Here is an 18,432-nt window from a genome sequence, read left to right as displayed (position 1 = left end):
TAGTCAAAAAATTATGTTTGGGGAGAGTTTTACATATGGCTAGAAATATATTAAGTAGTTCATTAAGTAAAGTAATGAGTGATTATGGTGAGTTCTATTTATCATCTAGAGAACCCAGCAAGCATTATATAGGGGATCTAATAACAAAAAAGATCCCCCAAAATTTATATGAAGACTTAAGCTTAGATAATAAACATTTCAAAATATATGGATCATATGGTTCAGGTAACTTAACTTTGACACCTTGGATCGCTATTTTAGACCGAGATATTTCAGAGAGTGCTCAAAATGGCTTTTATATAGTTTTTCTATTCCGTAAAGAAATGGATGGTTTTTATCTTTCTTTAAATCAAGGAACTTCCTATTTAGATAACAAGTTTAAAAATAACAATCCAAAAGAAAAAATGACCTATATCTCCAGCTTCATGAGGAATGATATAGATCTACCCTTAAATAAATTTCCCCTAGTAAATATAGATTTGCAGTCACATACGAATAATGCTAGGTACTATAAGGCAGCGAATATTTGCGCAAAATTTTATGAATTTAATAATTTTAGTGAAAGTGATTTGCTAAGGGACTTGAGAGAATTATTAGTTGGATTAGATAATATAAAAAGGTTTATTGCAAGAAGAGAGTTAGAAGAAGTTATTAATAACATAGTTTACCAAGATGAAATTAGCGATACTAAATTTCAAGAGGACATTTATATTTCAGAGCCCACAAAGACGACGGAACAGCCGCAAACTGCCCCTCCAAAAAAAGGGGGAAATAGAGAGTCCTATTCCAGGAATCCTGGCAAGGCTAAGGAGGCTTTAAAGCTAGCTAATTATAAATGTGAATTTGACAGCTCTCACAAAACTTTTGTTTCTCCCAGAACAGGAGAAAATTTTGTGGAAGCACATCATCTTATACCTATGGGAGCTCAAGAAGATTTTAAATACAGTTTAGATGTGCCGGGAAATATAGTTTCTTTATGCCCAAACTGCCACCGGCGTATACACCATGGCAATAAGGAAGACAAAAAAGAGATGCTAAATTATTTATTCACTCAAAAAAATAGTAAACTATCTTCATTTGGAATTGGTCTATCAAATAATGAGCTAATTAAGTACTATAAATAAGAACAACGGGTGATTTAGAAATTTGATTTAGTTACTCTGAAATTGAACTGGAAATGGGAGGGTGAGAGGTAGCTTGGATAATTTAGAACCATATAGTTACATATTACCTTTTATATCATTGATATATTTAGTTTTAAAATTTAGTCCAGTAACAACATTTACTGCTAATCAATTTGAAAAGAAGCTATATACAAAGGAAAGAAGATTTAGCATAAAATTTATCAATTTTATTTTACAAAGCATTATAATTAGTATATTTTTAATGGCATTGAGTGAGTATACAAAAGATATTAATGATAATCTAATAATAGGATATATTATAATAGTCTTTATAATATTTGCTTTTTTAGCCTATAAAGCTGAGGCTTATAAAAAAGGAGATAGGTCAAGTAGAAAAGTCACAGTATTGATTTGGAAACTTATTTTAACCTTTACTTATTTGGTGTTATTATTAGTTATTTTCAGTTCTATAATAGGAGGCATTCACGATGTTGAAATAGGAGATAATATTAATGAAAAAATTGCTTATATGTCCGCTTTTTTCATAGGTTCCTATTTGTACTCGGTTATAATAACAATATTTATTAGCCCTCTGGATAAGTTTTTAAGTTGGAGTGATAAAGAAGCTGCTGTCTATATTAAGAGTGGTCCAGATAATGAAGAAATATGGTATATCTTACACCCAATAAGTAAACAAGAGATATTGTTAGGTGATGATAAGTATGATGCAAATTGTAAAAAGTTTAAGAAAATATTAAAAGAAGATTTATTATATGAAACTGTTTTTAAAGAATAAAATATATTGTTCTACCAGCCAACTGGAGGACACTGATTAAGTAAGTTGCTACACGCAGCTGCTTGATTGGTGTCCTTTTTTATTTATTAATAAGGAGGAAAATCTATGAGTCATAATTTTAGGTGGATCGTGAACGAATACAGACAAGATCGTCGAACCGGAGCTACCAATCCGATAGAAACGTCAGAGTATGCCAAACAGTTATTCAAAAATCCAGCAGGATGGAAGGATGATGAAAATGAAACTAAGAGAAATTGAAAACGTCATTAGTGATTATCACTGGATGAGTCGGGAAGTAGATCGATTGCAACAAGCGCTTTGGGGTTCTATTGGCAGTAAAAAAAGTGAAGGTGTAGCTCAATATGGATTAGCAGCTGTCATGCCGAAAGGTTCACCAGGAAAGAGTCAACCGGAACTAAATGCGATGGATCGACGAGAAAAGAAAATCTATAAAAAGCTTCAACGCTATGATTCTATGACAAGGGCTGTAGAGCATGACCAGGAGCTATTAAAAGAAGATCTTCATAAGACCATTTATGATTGCATGATGGAGGGAATGAGCTATCGAGCCACAGGAAAACACCTTGGAATCTCTAGAGGAAAGTTCTATCGAGAAAAAGAGACCATTTTGAACACTTTGTACCAAAAAGACCAAAAAAGCCAAATAATACACTTTTTGACGGAGGAAAAGTTGACAGGGTAAACTGTGAGGGAGGCAAGGCGGTTAAATAACATGTCTCTTTAATATTAATTATTTTTCTCAACCTCCGATAATGGTATTGGAGGTGACATTATGGATATAGACCTTAGTCCAATGGAGTCAACTATGAATGAAATGGCTTTGGACTTATTAATAATATTAGGTGCTCCATTCTTAATTGCATTGATTATTGTTTTTTTACTTAAAAAGTTAAAACTACCCGCGGGAATTGTTCAGTTTATTGCGGCAATAACTATGCTTGTAGGTGTTTATCTAATGTTTATGAATATGAACTTTGATTATAATTAACTGAGCTGAGTTGGTTGTTGCTGGCAGGAAAAACTCTCCTTTTGTCGAATCTGTGAATCAATAGGGAGGTTTATAAATTGAATGAAGGCTTGGATGATTTAGAAGAACACTTATTTTTCGAAGATGAACAGATCAAAATTACTTCGACAATAGTTGAATATGATGATCATATTATTCCAACAAAATCAATTAGCTCAATTTATGTGGACAAAGAAGAAATTGAACCACCTACAGGTTTGTTTGCTTTAGGTGGATTAGCTATAATTTATAATGGTCAAACAGGTGAAGAATTGACTCTTTTAATCGGTATAATTTTATTTATTATTGGATTTTTATCAATGTTTATAAAGAAAGTTACTCGCATTAATAAAATAGCTATATCATTAGATTCTGGAAGAGAAATTCTTATTGATAACGTAAAAATAGAGGAAGAAACCTTTGATGAAATTTTTGAAGCACTGAGGAAAGTTATAATTTTCAGGGGATAAACATTCAATTCATTAATTGAATGTTCAATGTAACGAATATTGACATCTCACTACGAGGTGTCTTTTTAATGTGGTGATAAAGATGCAGCAATACCAAACCAGAGAACAACGCATGAAATTCTACAAAAGCAAGTCTTGGCGAAAGCTGAGGCTTTTTGTTTTGGAGCGAGATAATTATGAATGCCAGGAATGTAAGAGGCAAGGACGAGTGTTCACCAGCAGTCATAATACAGACAAACATAAAAATTTAGATGTCGATCACATTGAAGAGTTGCCTGATCGTCCAGACTTAGCGATGGAACCAGATAACTTAGAGACGCTTTGCATTCGTTGTCACAACCGAAAGCATGGAAGGTATGTAAGTCGATTTAAGCGCAAGCCCAATAAATGGGATGGTGATGAATGGTGGTAGATCCCCCCGCCTAAATAATTTGGCCATTTTTCGATTTAGGGGAAACGGTGCAGGGGGGTCGACTTCCCATATTTATAACCATATTCACACGTTAGGGGGGTGGGATAATGTGAAAAGCACACTAAGAACCGACGTAGGTATTGATAAGATCAAGGATTACCTGATGTCGAGGGTTGATACAAGTAGCCCAGTTGAAGTCGAAAAAGTCGGTAGGTACTTGAAGCATTTGGAGATGTATCGAAGAATGGAACGAACAATCAAGCAAGATGGCGTTTCTGTAACTATAAAAAACGCTAGTCAGACATTTGTGAAATCCCATCCTCTACTCAATGAAATGAATAAGGTGAATTCTGCGATTATTAACATAGAGCGGACTTTTCAATTCATTGATGATAACGAAGGTGATAATAAAAACTATACCGCAAAAGATTTGATGTAGATGAAAATTAATAAACACGTTACTTATTATATGAACCAATACGAAGCTGGCCAAATCAAAGTCAGTAAGTATCTGGTTCTTTTATTTTCTTATCTAAAAAAACATGTCCTTAATCGAACCGATCTTTATTTCGATGAAGTCACTCACGAACGTTATATCAAATTTACTGAAAAGAACTATTTTGAACTTATGCCGTTCCAGAAATTCATTACGGCTTTCGTATTTTTGTATTACAAAACAGGAGACTATCCATTCTTTGAACAATTCTTTTTGTATAAAGCTCGTGGAGCTGGAAAGAACGGATTAATCTCGTCACTAACGAATTTTTTTATTAGCGATCTTCACGGCATCGACAACTATAATGTATCGATTGTGGCTAACAGTGAGGAGCAGGCGAAAACGTCGTTCAACGAAGTCTATAATGTAATTGATCTAGATGGTAAGGGCGGAGTACTTCAATCCCTTTTCCATCATACGAAGTCAGAGATTAATAGTAGGACCAATAAGAGTGTTTTAAAATACCATACATCCAATGCAAAAACCAAAGATAGTTTGCGAGATGGATGTGTAGTATACGATGAGGTACACGAATATGAAGACTCGGCGATCGTTGATGTCTTTTCATCTGGTCTTGGAAAGGTTAAGCACTCAAGAGAGTTTTTTATCACTACGGATGGTTTTGTTCGAGGGGGCTATCTTGATGATCTAAAAGAGCGAGCAATTCGTGTATTAAATGGGGAAGCATTAGAGGATCATTTATTTGTGTTCATGGCGACATTGGATGATGAAAACGAATTAGATGATGAAACAAACTGGCAAAAAGCTAATCCAATGTTCCATGAACCAATGAGTGAGTATGCTAAAGAGTTATTCCGGAAAGTTAAAACTCAATACATTGCTTTAACTAACTCCAAACCATCAGCTAAAGTCCGGTTTATGACGAAGCGAATGAATACACCTGCTACTGACTTGACTGCTTCAGTTGCAACTTGGGATGAAATTAAAGCAACAATTCGTCCGTTCCCAAAACTAACGCATCGCACTGCTGTAGGAGGTCTAGACTTCGCATCCATAAGAGACTTTGCAGCTGTGGGGTTACTTTTTAAGGTAGGTGATGATTATGTGTGGAAGACTCATTCGTTTATTCGAAAAGGATTTTTAGACAATGTAGAAATGAAACCACCTATATATGATTGGGAAAAAGAAGGTTTCCTAACAATAGTTGACGAGCCAGTCATCAATATCAAACATATTGTTGATTGGTTTATTGAAATGAGGGAGTTATATGGTGTAAATCGCATTGTAGCCGATACATTCCGTTTGGACTTAGTGAAGACTGCTTTAGAAGCTGAAGGATTCGAACTCATCTATATCCGGAATCCAAAAGCCATTCATAGTAAATTAGCGCCGAGAGTAGAAACGATTTTTGCTAATCACAATATTATTTTTGACGATAACCCATTAATGCGTTGGTATACGAATAATGTGTACGTCAAAATCAAGAAAGATGGAAATAAAGAATATCTAAAAAAGGATGAAGTAAGAAGAAAAACAGACGGGTTTCAAGCATTCATCCATGCGTTGTTTGAAGCAGACAATGTCCTCGAAGAAGAGGAAGATTTCTATCTGGACGAGATTTCATTTTAAAAAAAGAGACCTGATGTAACAGGCCTCAAATAGACAAAAGAGAACATTAGTTCCCCTTTTTAATACTAACATATTGAGAGGGGAAAAGTATGAAGATTAATAAGAATACCGTATATAACATGGACTGTTTGGAGGGTATGAAGCATATTCCAGATGGAAGTATTGATCTAATATTGTGCGATCTTCCTTACGGTACCACCCATTGTTCTTGGGATAGCATTATTCCTTTTCAAGAGTTGTGGGAGCAGTATAAAAGAATCATTAAAGAGAATGGAGCTATTGTTCTTACAGCCAGTCAGCCCTTTACAACCAAGCTCATTGAGTCGAATTTCAAATGGTTTCGCTACGAGTGGATTTGGAAGAAAGAAAACCACGTCACAGGATTTCAAAATGCCAATCGAATGCCATTAAAGAATCATGAAAATATATGCGTGTTTTATAAGAAGCTACCGACATATAATCCACAAGGATTAATGAAAATTAAACCAAAAACAGTTAAAAGAAATAAGAGTATGCAAGCTTTAGGAAAGAACAATCAGTCCTTGAGTAGATACCATGTTGTGAGATATAAGAACTTTCCCAAATCCGTCGTATCGTTTTCAAGAAACAAAAACACTTTCCACCCTACTCAAAAGCCTGAAGAATTATTTGAGTACATTGTTCGGACTTATACCAATGAGGGTGAGACTGTACTAGATAATTGCATGGGCGGTTTTACAACTGCTATCGCTTGTGATAATTCGAACCGCAATTGGATAGGCTTTGAATTAAATCGAGAGTATTGTGAGCAAGGGTTAAATAGAATAAATGAAAATAGATCAAAAATGGAGCTGCCATCGATTGATATTGTAAGGGGGTGATATTATTTGGGGCTACTAGACATCTTTACAAAGAATTACGATGAAATGGATTTTTTGTATGACATTGATCTTTTAGAAGACACGTCCGACCGCATCTATTACAAAAAACTTGCGATTGCCACATGCGTTAATTTAATTGCGAGAACGATTAGTCAATCGGAATTTATGATGAAGAAAAAAGGAGAAGTGCAGCATGATGAATTTTATTATCGGTTGAATGTGAAACCGAATAAGAACCAGTCTGCCAGTGAGTTTTGGGAGACTTTTGTGTACAAGCTCATTCACGATAATGAAGTCTTAATAATCAAGACAGACAGTGATGATTTGTTAGTGGCGGATGATTTTTCTCGCACAGAATACGCCTTAATGGATGACGTGTTTCGAGATGTCACCATCAAAGATTTTACGTATCAACGTACGTTTGTAGCTAGTGATGTGATCTATATCAAACACAGCAATGAGGACTTATCGCGGTTACTCGATAGTCTCTACTCGGATTATGGGGAACTGTTTGGGCGCATGTTGGAGTTCCAGAAGCACAACAACCAAATTCGAGCAACAGTTGATACAGAAAATGTAAACCCAAAAGATCCTGAAAAACAAACGAGGATGCAGAATTTTATAGACAACATGTATGGGGCTATTAAGAAAAGAACTTTCGCCATTGTCCCGCAGCAAAAAGGGTTTGTGTACCAGGAGCAATCTGAAAGAGCATCTAGGACCTCGGGCAGTGTGGACGAAATCAACAAGGTGACTAATGGATTTTTAGATCACACCGCTCGGGCACTCGGTATTCCTCCGGCATTAGTTCGAGGCGAAATGGCAGATGTTGAGAAGAGCACTCGAAACTATATGACATTCTGCATTGATCCACTCTTAAAGAAAGTAAAGGATGAATTCAGCGGAAAGTTCATTGACAAGCGGGATTATCTAAAAGGTGAACGCATGGATATAAGAAGCATTTCTTATCGGGACTTGTTCGATTTAGCAAGTGCAGTTGATAAGTTACGCTCAGCTGGTATTTACAACGGAAACGAACTACGAGAAAAACTTGGTGATGAAAGGGTGGATGATCCTATTTTGAAAGAGTATGTTATCACTAAAAACTACAGTGAATCTATTGAAGGGGGTGAGAATTGATGTCAGAGGAAATGAAAAAGCAAGTCATCAGTATGATGGGGAAGAAAACCGATATTCGTTTTGCAGCTAGAAATGAAGAATCTAAAGAATACGATTTGTTTATTTACGGTCCAATCGGTGGTTTTTTCTTTGGTACGAATGCGGAAAGTGTTCGTCGAAAACTGGCTGAAACCGAAGCAAAGAAAATCAACGTGCATATTAACTCGCCAGGAGGTTCTGCTTTTGATGGAGTGGCCATTAGCAATTTACTCAAAAAGCATAAGGCTGAGGTTATTATTCATGTGGACGGTTGGGCAGCTAGTGCAGCCTCCGTAATCGCCATGGCAGGAGACAAAATTATCATGCCTGAAAATACAATGATGATGATTCACCGTGCCTCAACGATTGACTTTGGGAACGCTGCAGTGTTTGAAAAGACCGCATCCGATTTACGCAAAATTGATCAGTCTTTGGCTGCGTCTTACAAAAAACGATTTGTCGGTACCCAAGAAGAGCTTGATCAATTGCTAGATGATGAGACATTCCTAACAGCTGAGGAAGCAGTTGCGTTTGGATTGGCCGATATAGTAGGAGAAGAAATCGAGATTCAAGACCTCGAAGATCCAGAAGATGATCAGGAAGATGAGGAAGAATACGAAAACTTCAAAGATCGATTGGTTGCGAAATATGCAGCTCAGGCAACACCAAAACCAAATAACCAAGAACCACCTGAAGAAGAGCCTACTCAAAACAATGTGAGTAAGCTCTTTTTAAATTTATAAACAAAATTAAAATTGGAGGAATGAGAAATGCCGATTAAATTTAATAATTTCGAAAAAAAGAAACAGGCGTTTGCAAAAGCAACACAGGAAGGTACGGAAAAGGAACAATCAGAAGCGTTAAATGAAATGCTTGAAGCACTTGCTAATGATGTTCAGGGTGATATCTTGAACCAAGTACACACTCAATCAGCTGATAACGCGATTATCCAGTCTCGTGGTCAAAACGTGCTTACGAGTGAGGAAATGCAATTTTTTAATGCTGTGGTTGAAGATGGAGATTTCAAAGAAACTGAAACACTTCCTAAGACAACCCAGGAGCGTGTGTTTGAGGAGCTTCGAAAAGAGCATCCCCTGTTAGATAAGCTTGGTCTAGAAAACTATGGTGCAGTTACTGAGTTCATTTATTCTGATCCAGAAGGTGCAGCCGTATGGGGACCGCTATTTGACAAAATTAAGGGGCAACTTAATGCAGCGTTTCGCAAGGAAACCCTTACTCAGTTAAAGCTTACAGCCTTCATTCCACTAGCAAACGACATGTTAAAACTTGGTCCGGTTTGGGTAGAACGTTATGTTCGTACAATGATCAAAGAAGCAATGGCTGTTGGACTGGAAAAAGGTTTTGTAACAGGTAATGGAAACAACATGCCTATTGGTTTGTTGTATGTTAAACAACAAGATGGAGCAGTAGCACAGAAGCAATCTGCAGGAACATTAACTTTTGAACCAGGTCGCACATTGATTAATGAGATGCGTGATGTGGTCAAACTTCTTGCTAAGAAAGTGAATGGCGATGGGTCTGACGCTGACGAACCTAAAAAAGTTGCGGGTAAAGTTGTAATGGTTACTAATCCGTTTAACACGATTGATATCCAAGCCAATGCGACTGTTCAAAATGCAAATGGCGCTTATGTGACGAATCTACCATTTAACCCTGATCATGAAGAATCTATCTTCGTTCCAGAAGGAAAAGTTCTCTTTTTCGTCGAGGGTGAGTACATTGCAGCTACGGGTGGCTCAGAACCTATTAAAAAGTTCGATCAGACGATGGCGTTGGATGATGCAACGTTGTATATCCAAAAGCAATTTGCTACTGGTAAACCAAAAGATAAATACTCAGCTCAAGTGTATGATTTGAACATTCATGGTGCTACTACGACAACAACGACTTCTAGCACTACGACAACCACTACAAGCGCGTAATGAGGTGATGTGATTGGAAGAAATCACGGATAGTGTATTAAGCCAATTCAAAAGTCGCATGCACATTTCACACAGTGTCGAGGATAACAATCTCAAACGGTTGTTATCCTTTTCTGTTGCTGTCATTAAAAACCGTTGTGGTGATTTTACGATTGACGGTGAAAAAGAAACCGATAAGCTAGCCACCGAATTAGTGTTTGAGAGATCTCGCTATGCGTATAACGATGCTGTTGAATTTTTTGAGGATAACTTCTTGAGCGATTTGACGAGCCTGGGCATTGCTTTGATTCCGGAGACTACAACTACAACCACCACGACATCTGGAGGTGGATAGGATGAGAAAGTTTGAATATAAACCGCCTCGTGTCCATTCAGGTGAGCTAAGAACACCTGTGAAGTTTTACGAAGCTGAACCAAATGAAGGGCCGTTGCCAGGGAGTAATATTCAGCAGGACCCTATATATGAAGCCTGGGCCGAAATTGATGAGGTATGGTTACGAGATGTCGAATTGGCTAAATCCAATGGTACCCTTTCAGACGTGACCGTGATCATCCGAGATCCATTAGCTGACTTTATTCCATCGAATAAGCATTACGTTGAGATTGATGCCCCCGAGTATAAGGGGCAACTTTTTAATGTGAAACAAGCTCAACCAGATATGCAGCATAAGGACTTTATTAACGTGATTGCGGAGTTGAGATCATGAGTGTAAAAGTAAGTGGGTTGGATCGACTTCTCAATGATTTGGAGAATCGTTTTGGAGAAAAGGAAATGCAACGTATCAGTGATCGAGCGTTGGAAGAGGCAGCGGATGTATTCGTTCATGAGTTAAAACAACAGTTTCAATCGTTTCGTGATACGGGAGCTTCCATTCGAGAGATTACGTTATCCAAGCCGTATTCAGAGCAAGGGGCTAGGACCATAAAGGTTCATTGGAAAGGCCCGGATGAACGGTATCGTGTGATTCACTTAAATGAATTCGGCACAGTGAAAAACCCGAATCCAGCGGGTAAAGGGGCGATTGCCCGTGCTTTACGAAACTCAGAAAAAGCCTATCACAATACTATTCGTCGAGTGGTGGAAAGGGGGATTTGATGTTAGATGAAATCAATGAGGCACTTATTGCTGATGAATTGATCAATGAAAAGTGTGCAGGACAAATCAAATTCTATGAGTATCCAGAGACTAGTAGTTTAACAGATACTCACATCATCATTGACCCTCTTGATCCTCCTAAGCCAAGTGATTACGCCAGTAATCAATGGTTGATGGAAGATTTTATTTTTCAAATAGAAGTTTGGTCCAAAAATAAAACGGATCGTGATGTCGTCTCCAAGCGCATCCAGTCCATCATGTGGACATTGAATTTTGGGAATAGCGGTGGTGGATTAGACGAGTACGATAGAGATTATAAAATTTTCCGTGATGCTCGACGGTATCGCGGAAAGAAATATGTAATTTAAATGAGGAGGAAGATTATGAAACAAGGTAATTTGCTAAAGCTAGATTTACAGCACTTTGCAGAAGAAAAAAATTATAGAGCATCCACGGGTGTGGATCAGCTTTATTACGCGGTTCTAGACGAGAGTGGTGCAGGCATCATCACAGGTGATGTGGATTTAGTAGACTTTGTTCAAACCATTACAGTAGAAATGCCTCAAGAAGCTGTAAGAGCTTACGGGAGTGACAAAACGGCAGAGATCGCTGTAGCCAACGGCAATGTGAGTGTCAGTGGCGCCTTTCACAAGTTGCCAGTAGAGGTGAGACAAACGTTGCTTGGTCTTGAAACCGTGGACGGTTTATCCTCTTATGGAGCTGGTGACAATCCACCATATGTAGCATGTGTCTTTGCGAAAACACACGAGGACGGTTCTAAAGAGTGGGTTGGTTTGACAAAAGGTCTTTTCATGCGTCCGAACATCAATGCTCAAACGAAAAATGAAAGTGTTCAGTTTAGCCCTGATGAGATTTCCGGACAATTCATGGAACGACCAGTTGACGGATTTGAAAAAGAAAAGACGGTTGTATTTGGTTATGATGAATCAGGTGAAAGCGCCAATCGTGATAAACTATTCCAAAAAATATTCGGTGTAGCTTATCCGAACACAACAACCACAACTTCTAGTACAACCACGACTACCACAAGCGCGTAATCGCTTATGAAGTACATTCTATGCCAACCAGCGATTAAACGTTTCGAGTGGGAACTTGAAGTTTGTATTACCAGGCTACATCAATTAGGCATCCGTGATATCATTCTGCTGTTTACGCAGCAGGATGAACGGGTGCCTGTTTATTTAGAAGAGCATTACGATGTTGAAGCGCATGTTTATGCAGATGAGCGAATGGATAAGAGCTATATCCCATCCGTGAAACCATACCTTTGGATGAAGTATTTAGAAGAGGACCCTACGAGAGAAAAGAAAACTTATTTTTATTTAGACAGCGATGTACTGTTTCGAGATGTGCCCAAGGTTAAGCCGAAAAAAGATACTTGGTATGCATCCGATTGTGAAAGTTATCTTAGTGTGCATTACATTGATAGTAAAGGTACAGATCTATTAGACCGTATGTGTGATGTGATTAACATTGAACCATCCCTTATTCGTGATCAACATCCGATTGGGGGAGCCCAGTGGGTCATTAAGCACCCGACATATCAATATTGGAAAAAGGTTTACGAAGATTCGAATAAACTCTATCAATTCCTTCTTTCGGTGGAACCTGAATATGTTCGAAAAAATGATTCCAATTACGTGCCCATCCAAAAATGGACCGCAGAAATGTGGGCGCAGCTGTGGAACGTTTATCATTTCGGAAAACAAGTGGAGACTCCGAAAGAGCTAGAATTCTGTTGGCCGATGGATCCTGTTGAAAAATATGATGAAACGAACATTTTTCATAATGCAGGGGTGATGGATGATCATCAGAAACTATTTTTTAAAGGTAAATATGTAAGTAGAACACCATTTGAAGATGATTTAAGTCATGTAGACCAAAATAAAGCATCATACGAATATGTAAAAGCTATAAAGGAGACTAAAAATATGGCAAAGAGTGCAAAGTCAAAGTATTTGTCAAATGAAAATTGGCGTGATTTAGATGACGAAAAAGAATATGAAAAGGATAAGCCATGGCCACGGCCAGTAAACAAGAAAGTCAGCCAAGAGCGTATTGATGAACTGTTATCGGACCAAAACAAAGCTGGACGCCCAATGATTAGAAAAGTGGAAGAGTAGGGGATTCCCTACTCTTTATTAATATGAGGAGGCATTTTGAAATGGCAGATTTAAAACGCAATATGATTGAGCTTGTCAAAGATGTGAAGCAAGGTGAGCTTGTCACTGAAAAATACTTAACACCACTCTTTATTCCGATGAAAAAAGTTTACGAAGCTGTTGATACATTAGAGAAAATCAACTCTTCAGCTGGTACCGCTAAATCAGAACGAGAGTTGATTGATAACCTCTTAATCTTCGTGGTTGATTTATATGACCAACAATTCACCAAAGAGGAATTGTTTAACGGTCTACACGGTCCAGACGCGACTCGGAAGTTACAAGAACAAATCATTTTTGCTGCTCGAGGCATCCAGGACGATGATACAAAAAAGTATCTGGAGACGAAGAAGTAGGTGATATCTACACCTTCAAACAACAAAAAGAGGATATGGATCGCTGGATCCTAAAGTGGATGAAAAACGGCAAAGACATTAATGAAGTTTTGAACATGCCCTATTATTTCGTAATTAATTTATTAGGTGAGGATGAAAAACCAGATGAGAAAACATCTCTCATTGCTGCATTCGGAGGATAGGAAGGAGGGAGAACGTTGGTACAACGAGTAGAAGGCCTTTCCATTGATTTGGATTTAAATACTGCTGGATTAAACCGTGGGTTAAAAGGTGCTAAAGACCAATTAAAGACGGTTAATAGCGAAATGAAGTCCAATATGTCAGCGTTTGATCGAGGCGACCGAACCATAGAGAAGTATGAAAAGCGCCTGCAGGGGTTGAATAAGAAATTACAGGCGCAAGAACGTGTAACCAGTGAGGCACGAAAAGAGTATGATCGTATGGTCGAAGCGAATGGGAAGGGTTCTAAAGAAGCTGAAAAAGCGATGCGAGAATATAATCATCAAGCTGCGGCTTTAAACAACCTCGACCGATACGTGAATAATGCGACTGATGAGCTTCACCAAATGCGTCAAGAACAAGAACGGGCGAATTCCTCTTTAGCCAAATTGGAAAAAAGAGTCGATAAAACCGCCGACGGATTCATGAATGCCGGAAAAGCACTTTCAACCGGAATCACCCTTCCATTATCCGGTGCAGGGTTATTCATGGGGAATCTTGCCGATGACTTTGATCGATCGGCTGGCCGAATTGAAGCTCGCCTTGGAGTAACAGCAGAACGGGCTGAAGAGTTAAATGATGTGGCTGAGGAATTATGGGTCGATGCCTTTGGGCAGGACATGAACGAAGTTTCTGAGACTCTTTCTTTGATCGCTCAGAATATGCAAGATTTGTCTGATGTCGAACTGAAAACGGTGACGAAACAAGCCTTTATCTTACGTGACACCTTTCAGTACGATTTCAATGAAAGTGTTCGTGCAGCACGGTCGCTTATTGAAAACTTCGGGGTCGATGGCACCAAGGCTTTTGATTATCTTACACGAGCAGCGCAAGAAGGTGGCGACTTTGCCCAAGATTTACTGGACACCATTAGTGAGTACAGCGTTCAATTCTCGGATGCTGGTTTTTCCATTGATGGGATGTTCAATACATTAATTCAAGGTGCTCAGAACGGGGCCTTTAATTTAGACAAAGTCGGCGATGCGGTTAAAGAATTCCAAGTTCGAGCGACTGATGGTACCGATGCTACAGCTGAAGGATTCGAAGCGATTGGTCTTGAGGCTGATGATATGGCTAAAAAAATGGCTAAAGGTGGCGATTCAGCTCAGGACGCTTTTGCAGTCACGGTCTCGGCTTTAGCCAATATGGAAGATGAAGTGGAACGAAACCAAGCTGGAGTTGCTTTATTCGGTACCATGTGGGAAGACGTTCGAGAAAAAGTTATTCTCTCACTGGACCCCGCAACGGATATGCTTGGAGAAGTTGAAGGAGCCACTGAAAAAGCTGGTGACGCCTTATACGATAATTTTGGCACACACGCTACTGCGATGTGGAGAGATTTTCAGGATGACTTAGAACCTGCAGGGGAAATTTTACTTGATCTTGGTGAAGATATACTGCCGAGCATTGCGGATTCAGTAACGGATTTAACCGAAGCTTTTGCCGATTTATCTTCTGAAACACAAGAAAATATTGTGAAAATAGGTGGTCTTGTTGCAGTTGCCGGACCTGCCGGCTTTGCGTTAGTTGGTGTTGCCAAAGGGGCGACGACGCTCATTGGCGCAGGAAAAGGGTTATTCTCTTTACTTGGAAAGGCACGTGGAGTTGGCTTATTAGGACGAATTGCTGGACTTGGGCTGAGTGGACCTGTTGGTTGGGGAATCGCTGGCTTGGGTGCATTAGGTGCTACTGTCGGCTACCTCACCAAAGATAAAGAAAAGCTGAATGAAGTCAGTTTAGAGACCGTTGAAAAGATGCAAAAAGAGATCAATAAAACGGACAATTTAATTGCCCAATTTGAAGAATTAGAAGAGAAGAACAAGTTAACCAAAGATGAAATGCTTCGCTATATGGACGTCTTAGATGACCTGTCTAGTACGTCTGCACCGGATAAAGTGAAAGATTTGAAAGATGAACAACAACGTCTTTTGAAAAAATCTGAGATGACCAATGGTGAGATGGAGGAGTTTCTAGGGTTAAATGACAAGATCATAGAGAAAGCACCTAATACAGCTAAGGCAATCAGCGAAGAAGGTAATGCATATGCAGACAACTTAAAGGCGTTAAAAGAATTAAATGCTGAAAAACGGAAAGAGATGTTAGCCGAAGCTGAAACTGAATTGTTAGAAGGTCTTCGAAATGAAAAAGCATTATTGGAAGCCCAAACAGAGTTAGAAAATGAATTAACAATTGCGAAACAAAAACGAGGCACGTTTCAAGAAAAGTACAATGGTTTATTAACCAAGAGTACAGAGTACCAAAACAGAGAAAATACGTTGAATCAAGAGCTTCAAAGTTTATTGAATCAAGGGTACGACAAACAGAGTAAAATTGTGCAGGAAAAGGTCAAGGAAATTGCCAGAACTAAGGATAATATTTTAGCCAACGAAAAAGAACTTGAACAGGCCGAAGAAAAGTTAAGTGATCAAAAATCATTAGTGGATGGAAAAGAAGACGAACTCCAAAAAACGAATTCGCAACTCAAAAAAATGGATAATCTAAAATATAAATACGAAGCTTTAATCCTCTCCGAACTTGATTTGAATGCTGAGAAAGGGCAAGGGATCATCGCGGTCAATAGAGAGTTGCTCGCTTTAGATAAAAAGGAGCAGAAGTTAGAGGAACATCTTCGAACCGGACAACTTACAAACCAGCAATACCGAGAAGGAAAAGATGAAATCTCGAAACAGCGTTCACGGTTAAGAGATGCGAAAGGTGAACTCCAAGAAATTAATCGATTAGCTGCAGAAACAACTTACGAAAAGGACCTTTATTTTCGAACGCACCCGAGCATTTCATCCATAAACCGTGAAATTGCTGCTGACGTTACCAAACGCGTGAATCTTAGTTATAACGCTCCGGACCCTGGCTACCAAAGACTTGCTTATGCTGAAGGAACGAGTTTCCACCCTGGCGGTGAATTTTTAGCTGGTGAAAAAGGTATTGAAATCGGCATGATGGGTAATAAAGCAGAGTTGTTAGGTCTTGGTATTTATAATCGTCCAGCAGGCTATAAAGTGTTCCCTCATGATGAATCCATGAAAATTTTAAGCGCGATCAACAATATCCCTGGCTATGCTACAGGGGCCAGAACAGATACTGACCTCAATCGAGTGATGAATAATATTACTGGTCAGCAGCTGCAAGGTGAAGCCACCGTCTTTGTTAATGTTGTGAACGAGATGGACGGGGAAGAATTGAGCCGACGAACGTATAAAACCACCGCTGAGTTTATCGAACGGGATCAAGAAAGAGGTGAACAATTTGCCGGATAGTTTAACCTTAAATGGCACTAGAAAAGAATGGTTGTATTTACTGAGAGGTCGTAAGGAATCTCCATTCGCTCCACGGGACCATGAGTTGTTACAAACCCCAGGCATGAAGGGGGCTCGCATTGTTTCCACTACGTTTAATCTAATTCGTGTCGATCAACCGATTGGTTTCACAGTGAAAGGCGAGGAACATGAACAGCAGCTGCTTGATGAATTAAAAACTTGGATTCTGACAGAAGAAGACGTAGAAATCGAGTTTGATAATGTCCCAGGGAAAACGTATGTAGGAAGAGTGACAGGCGAGATATCAAATTATGCACGACCTGCCCCGACGCTCAGGCAAGGGACGCTGACGTTTTTATGTTTGCCTTATAAAATAAAACCCGAAAAAACGGAAAATATTACGAGTGAAGTGTTCACGGTAAAGGGCACAGACGAAACCGAACCGATTTTCGAACTGGGGGTTTTGGCACCGATTACGTTCGCGCTCGTCTCAAACGGTGATGAATACATGATGATTGGTCAACCAATAGACGTCAGCCAAACACCAGAGGAATCCGAAACCGAAGTCTTCTATCACGGAATGGAATCGATGGTTGGCTGGGTATCAACCGATATGGTGGCTGAAGGTTATATCAACGGTTCGATGGAGTTTGATTCAACAGGTTTTTCGCCTGTGTTTGACGCCCCCAATCCTGACGTGCAAGAGTGGCACGGGCCTGCGCTTAAACACAGTTTGTCCTCTGCGGTCCAGAACTTTAAAGCCGATATGGGCTTTCGTTTTTTTGCGGAAAATATAGGTGGAAATGTCGGACGAATCGAAATGTATGGACTGGATAGTAACAATAATATCGTCTTTCGTGCGTTTATCGAAGATAAGTGGATTGGTCAAGACCACTTTGGGGTGCAATTAGAGTTGGAAGGTGGCGCAGTCACGGACTATTTGACGTTACCGAAAACCTTAAAGGATGTATACGGAAGAATGAAAGTCATTCGTGAAGGAAACCAATGGACACTCATTATGCAGCATTTGAGAACTGGCGTCGGTCGTATTGTGGAGAAAGAATGGAGACGAACGATTGAGTCGGACCAATCAACTCAAGAAATTTCACAGATTCAATTATCTTTTCAAAAATTTTACGATACGAATGAAGAAGATATGAAAGTTCTTCTCATGCGTTGCTATCAATTAAATGATGTACAAGGCGTTCCCTATATTGCCCAAGCGGGTGATGAAATTATCTTCGATCACCGAGATGATAATGAGCATGATCCTGAAATACGTATCAATGGTGAGTTGCGAAACGACTTGAAAGACTTTGGAGCTACACCATTTAAGTTAAAGCCAGGTGAACGAACGTTGACCGCATTACCGGATGGAGATGTTCAAGGCGTGGTCCGATATCGACCGAGAGATCAATAGGAGGTGA

23 protein-coding genes are annotated in these 18,432 nt (G+C 39.1%); all 23 read left to right on the top strand.

The features are described 5' to 3' along the window. Nucleotides 1-35 precede the first annotated feature (35 nt). A complete protein-coding gene (locus tag CEY16_RS05495) occupies nt 36-1,124 on the top strand; it encodes an MrcB family domain-containing protein (RefSeq protein ID WP_101330942.1) in 1,089 nt (362 codons plus the stop codon). A 73-nt stretch (nt 1,125-1,197) separates the two neighbouring features. Next, on the top strand, nt 1,198-1,920 hold the full coding sequence (locus CEY16_RS05490) for a hypothetical protein (RefSeq protein ID WP_101330941.1): 723 nt from the start codon (nt 1,198-1,200) through the stop codon (nt 1,918-1,920). A 105-nt stretch (nt 1,921-2,025) separates the two neighbouring features. Beyond that, complete coding sequence (locus CEY16_RS15165) at nt 2,026-2,178, top strand: hypothetical protein (RefSeq protein WP_162297865.1); 153 nt, start codon at nt 2,026-2,028, stop codon at nt 2,176-2,178. Next, nucleotides 2,153-2,623 carry a sigma-70 family RNA polymerase sigma factor gene (locus CEY16_RS05485; RefSeq protein ID WP_238378758.1) on the top strand — a complete coding sequence of 157 codons (471 nt, stop codon included), beginning with the start codon at nt 2,153-2,155 and terminating at the stop codon, nt 2,621-2,623. The genes CEY16_RS15165 and CEY16_RS05485 overlap by 26 nt, the downstream gene beginning before the upstream one ends. Before the next feature lie 90 nt (nt 2,624-2,713). Beyond that, nucleotides 2,714-2,929, top strand: a complete 216-nt coding sequence (locus CEY16_RS05480; protein WP_101330940.1) for a hypothetical protein — start codon at nt 2,714-2,716, stop codon at nt 2,927-2,929. Nucleotides 2,930-3,006: 77 nt separating this feature from the next. Further along, on the top strand, nt 3,007-3,417 hold the full coding sequence (locus CEY16_RS05475) for a hypothetical protein (protein WP_101330939.1): 411 nt from the start codon (nt 3,007-3,009) through the stop codon (nt 3,415-3,417). Between the two features lie 82 nt (nt 3,418-3,499). Then, a complete protein-coding gene (locus CEY16_RS05470; RefSeq protein ID WP_101331152.1) occupies nt 3,500-3,829 on the top strand; it encodes an HNH endonuclease in 330 nt (109 codons plus the stop codon). Nucleotides 3,830-3,938: 109 nt separating this feature from the next. Next, nucleotides 3,939-4,268, top strand: a complete 330-nt coding sequence (locus CEY16_RS05465) for a P27 family phage terminase small subunit (RefSeq protein WP_101330938.1) — start codon at nt 3,939-3,941, stop codon at nt 4,266-4,268. Next, entirely contained in the window at nt 4,269-5,915 is a 1,647-nt protein-coding gene (locus CEY16_RS05460; RefSeq protein WP_101330937.1) for a terminase TerL endonuclease subunit, read from the top strand. 89 nt (nt 5,916-6,004) lie between these two features. Continuing rightward, nucleotides 6,005-6,775, top strand: a complete 771-nt coding sequence (locus tag CEY16_RS05455; RefSeq protein WP_101330936.1) for a DNA-methyltransferase — start codon at nt 6,005-6,007, stop codon at nt 6,773-6,775. Nucleotides 6,776-6,781: 6 nt separating this feature from the next. Beyond that, nucleotides 6,782-7,915 carry a phage portal protein gene (locus CEY16_RS05450; protein WP_101330935.1) on the top strand — a complete coding sequence of 378 codons (1,134 nt, stop codon included), beginning with the start codon at nt 6,782-6,784 and terminating at the stop codon, nt 7,913-7,915. Beyond that, nucleotides 7,915-8,676 carry a head maturation protease, ClpP-related gene (locus tag CEY16_RS05445; protein ID WP_238378757.1) on the top strand — a complete coding sequence of 254 codons (762 nt, stop codon included), beginning with the start codon at nt 7,915-7,917 and terminating at the stop codon, nt 8,674-8,676. The genes CEY16_RS05450 and CEY16_RS05445 overlap by 1 nt, the downstream gene beginning before the upstream one ends. 27 nt (nt 8,677-8,703) lie before the next feature. After that, nucleotides 8,704-9,876, top strand: a complete 1,173-nt coding sequence (locus CEY16_RS05440; RefSeq protein ID WP_101330934.1) for a phage major capsid protein — start codon at nt 8,704-8,706, stop codon at nt 9,874-9,876. Between the two features lie 58 nt (nt 9,877-9,934). Then, nucleotides 9,935-10,210 (top strand): hypothetical protein, encoded by a 276-nt coding sequence (locus CEY16_RS05435; RefSeq protein WP_101331150.1) that lies wholly within the window; start codon nt 9,935-9,937, stop codon nt 10,208-10,210. A 1-nt stretch (nt 10,211) separates the two neighbouring features. Beyond that, the gene (locus CEY16_RS05430; protein ID WP_101330933.1) at nt 10,212-10,583 is read left to right on the top strand and encodes a phage head-tail adapter protein; all 372 of its coding nucleotides are present in this window, start codon (nt 10,212-10,214) and stop codon (nt 10,581-10,583) included. After that, nucleotides 10,580-10,972, top strand: coding sequence for an HK97-gp10 family putative phage morphogenesis protein (locus CEY16_RS05425; protein ID WP_101330932.1), 393 nt, complete (start codon nt 10,580-10,582; stop codon nt 10,970-10,972). Before CEY16_RS05430 ends, CEY16_RS05425 begins: the two co-directional genes overlap by 4 nt. After that, nucleotides 10,972-11,340, top strand: coding sequence for a hypothetical protein (locus tag CEY16_RS05420; protein WP_101330931.1), 369 nt, complete (start codon nt 10,972-10,974; stop codon nt 11,338-11,340). Before CEY16_RS05425 ends, CEY16_RS05420 begins: the two co-directional genes overlap by 1 nt. Nucleotides 11,341-11,355: 15 nt before the next feature. Beyond that, a complete protein-coding gene (locus CEY16_RS05415; RefSeq protein WP_162297864.1) occupies nt 11,356-12,030 on the top strand; it encodes a major tail protein in 675 nt (224 codons plus the stop codon). A 6-nt stretch (nt 12,031-12,036) separates the two neighbouring features. Further along, nucleotides 12,037-13,116: a hypothetical protein gene (locus CEY16_RS05410; protein WP_101330929.1), complete on the top strand. Its 1,080-nt coding sequence runs from the start codon at nt 12,037-12,039 to the stop codon at nt 13,114-13,116. 41 nt (nt 13,117-13,157) lie between these two features. After that, a complete protein-coding gene (gene gpG / locus CEY16_RS05405) occupies nt 13,158-13,511 on the top strand; it encodes a phage tail assembly chaperone G (protein ID WP_101330928.1) in 354 nt (117 codons plus the stop codon). Between the two features lie 35 nt (nt 13,512-13,546). Beyond that, nucleotides 13,547-13,693 carry a phage tail assembly chaperone GT gene (gpGT, locus tag CEY16_RS15160; RefSeq protein WP_162297863.1) on the top strand — a complete coding sequence of 49 codons (147 nt, stop codon included), beginning with the start codon at nt 13,547-13,549 and terminating at the stop codon, nt 13,691-13,693. Nucleotides 13,694-13,708: 15 nt separating this feature from the next. Beyond that, nucleotides 13,709-17,005, top strand: a complete 3,297-nt coding sequence (locus tag CEY16_RS05400; RefSeq protein ID WP_101330927.1) for a phage tail tape measure protein — start codon at nt 13,709-13,711, stop codon at nt 17,003-17,005. Then, the gene (locus tag CEY16_RS05395; RefSeq protein WP_162297862.1) at nt 16,995-18,425 is read left to right on the top strand and encodes a distal tail protein Dit; all 1,431 of its coding nucleotides are present in this window, start codon (nt 16,995-16,997) and stop codon (nt 18,423-18,425) included. Before CEY16_RS05400 ends, CEY16_RS05395 begins: the two co-directional genes overlap by 11 nt. Nucleotides 18,426-18,432: the final 7 nt, after the last annotated feature.

The organism is Halalkalibacillus sediminis (assembly GCF_002844535.1).
Taxonomy (GTDB): domain Bacteria; phylum Bacillota; class Bacilli; order Bacillales; family Alkalibacillaceae; genus Halalkalibacillus_A; species Halalkalibacillus_A sediminis.
This window is presented reverse-complemented; position numbering and strand designations above follow the sequence as displayed.

Coding starts and splice junctions, on each gene's coding strand:
- CEY16_RS05495 (WP_101330942.1), top strand. CDS start 36: ATGGCTAGAAATATATTAAGTAGTTCATTAAGTAAAGTAATGAGTGAT.
- CEY16_RS15165 (WP_162297865.1), top strand. CDS start 2,026: ATGAGTCATAATTTTAGGTGGATCGTGAACGAATACAGACAAGATCGT.
- CEY16_RS05485 (WP_238378758.1), top strand. CDS start 2,153: ATGAAAATGAAACTAAGAGAAATTGAAAACGTCATTAGTGATTATCAC.
- CEY16_RS05480 (WP_101330940.1), top strand. CDS start 2,714: ATGGATATAGACCTTAGTCCAATGGAGTCAACTATGAATGAAATGGCT.
- CEY16_RS05470 (WP_101331152.1), top strand. CDS start 3,500: ATGCAGCAATACCAAACCAGAGAACAACGCATGAAATTCTACAAAAGC.
- CEY16_RS05460 (WP_101330937.1), top strand. CDS start 4,269: ATGAAAATTAATAAACACGTTACTTATTATATGAACCAATACGAAGCT.
- CEY16_RS05455 (WP_101330936.1), top strand. CDS start 6,005: ATGAAGATTAATAAGAATACCGTATATAACATGGACTGTTTGGAGGGT.
- CEY16_RS05445 (WP_238378757.1), top strand. CDS start 7,915: ATGTCAGAGGAAATGAAAAAGCAAGTCATCAGTATGATGGGGAAGAAA.
- CEY16_RS05440 (WP_101330934.1), top strand. CDS start 8,704: ATGCCGATTAAATTTAATAATTTCGAAAAAAAGAAACAGGCGTTTGCA.
- CEY16_RS05435 (WP_101331150.1), top strand. CDS start 9,935: ATGCACATTTCACACAGTGTCGAGGATAACAATCTCAAACGGTTGTTA.
- CEY16_RS05430 (WP_101330933.1), top strand. CDS start 10,212: ATGAGAAAGTTTGAATATAAACCGCCTCGTGTCCATTCAGGTGAGCTA.
- CEY16_RS05425 (WP_101330932.1), top strand. CDS start 10,580: ATGAGTGTAAAAGTAAGTGGGTTGGATCGACTTCTCAATGATTTGGAG.
- CEY16_RS05420 (WP_101330931.1), top strand. CDS start 10,972: ATGTTAGATGAAATCAATGAGGCACTTATTGCTGATGAATTGATCAAT.
- CEY16_RS05415 (WP_162297864.1), top strand. CDS start 11,356: ATGAAACAAGGTAATTTGCTAAAGCTAGATTTACAGCACTTTGCAGAA.
- CEY16_RS05410 (WP_101330929.1), top strand. CDS start 12,037: ATGAAGTACATTCTATGCCAACCAGCGATTAAACGTTTCGAGTGGGAA.
- gpG (WP_101330928.1), top strand. CDS start 13,158: ATGGCAGATTTAAAACGCAATATGATTGAGCTTGTCAAAGATGTGAAG.
- gpGT (WP_162297863.1), top strand. CDS start 13,547: ATGGATCGCTGGATCCTAAAGTGGATGAAAAACGGCAAAGACATTAAT.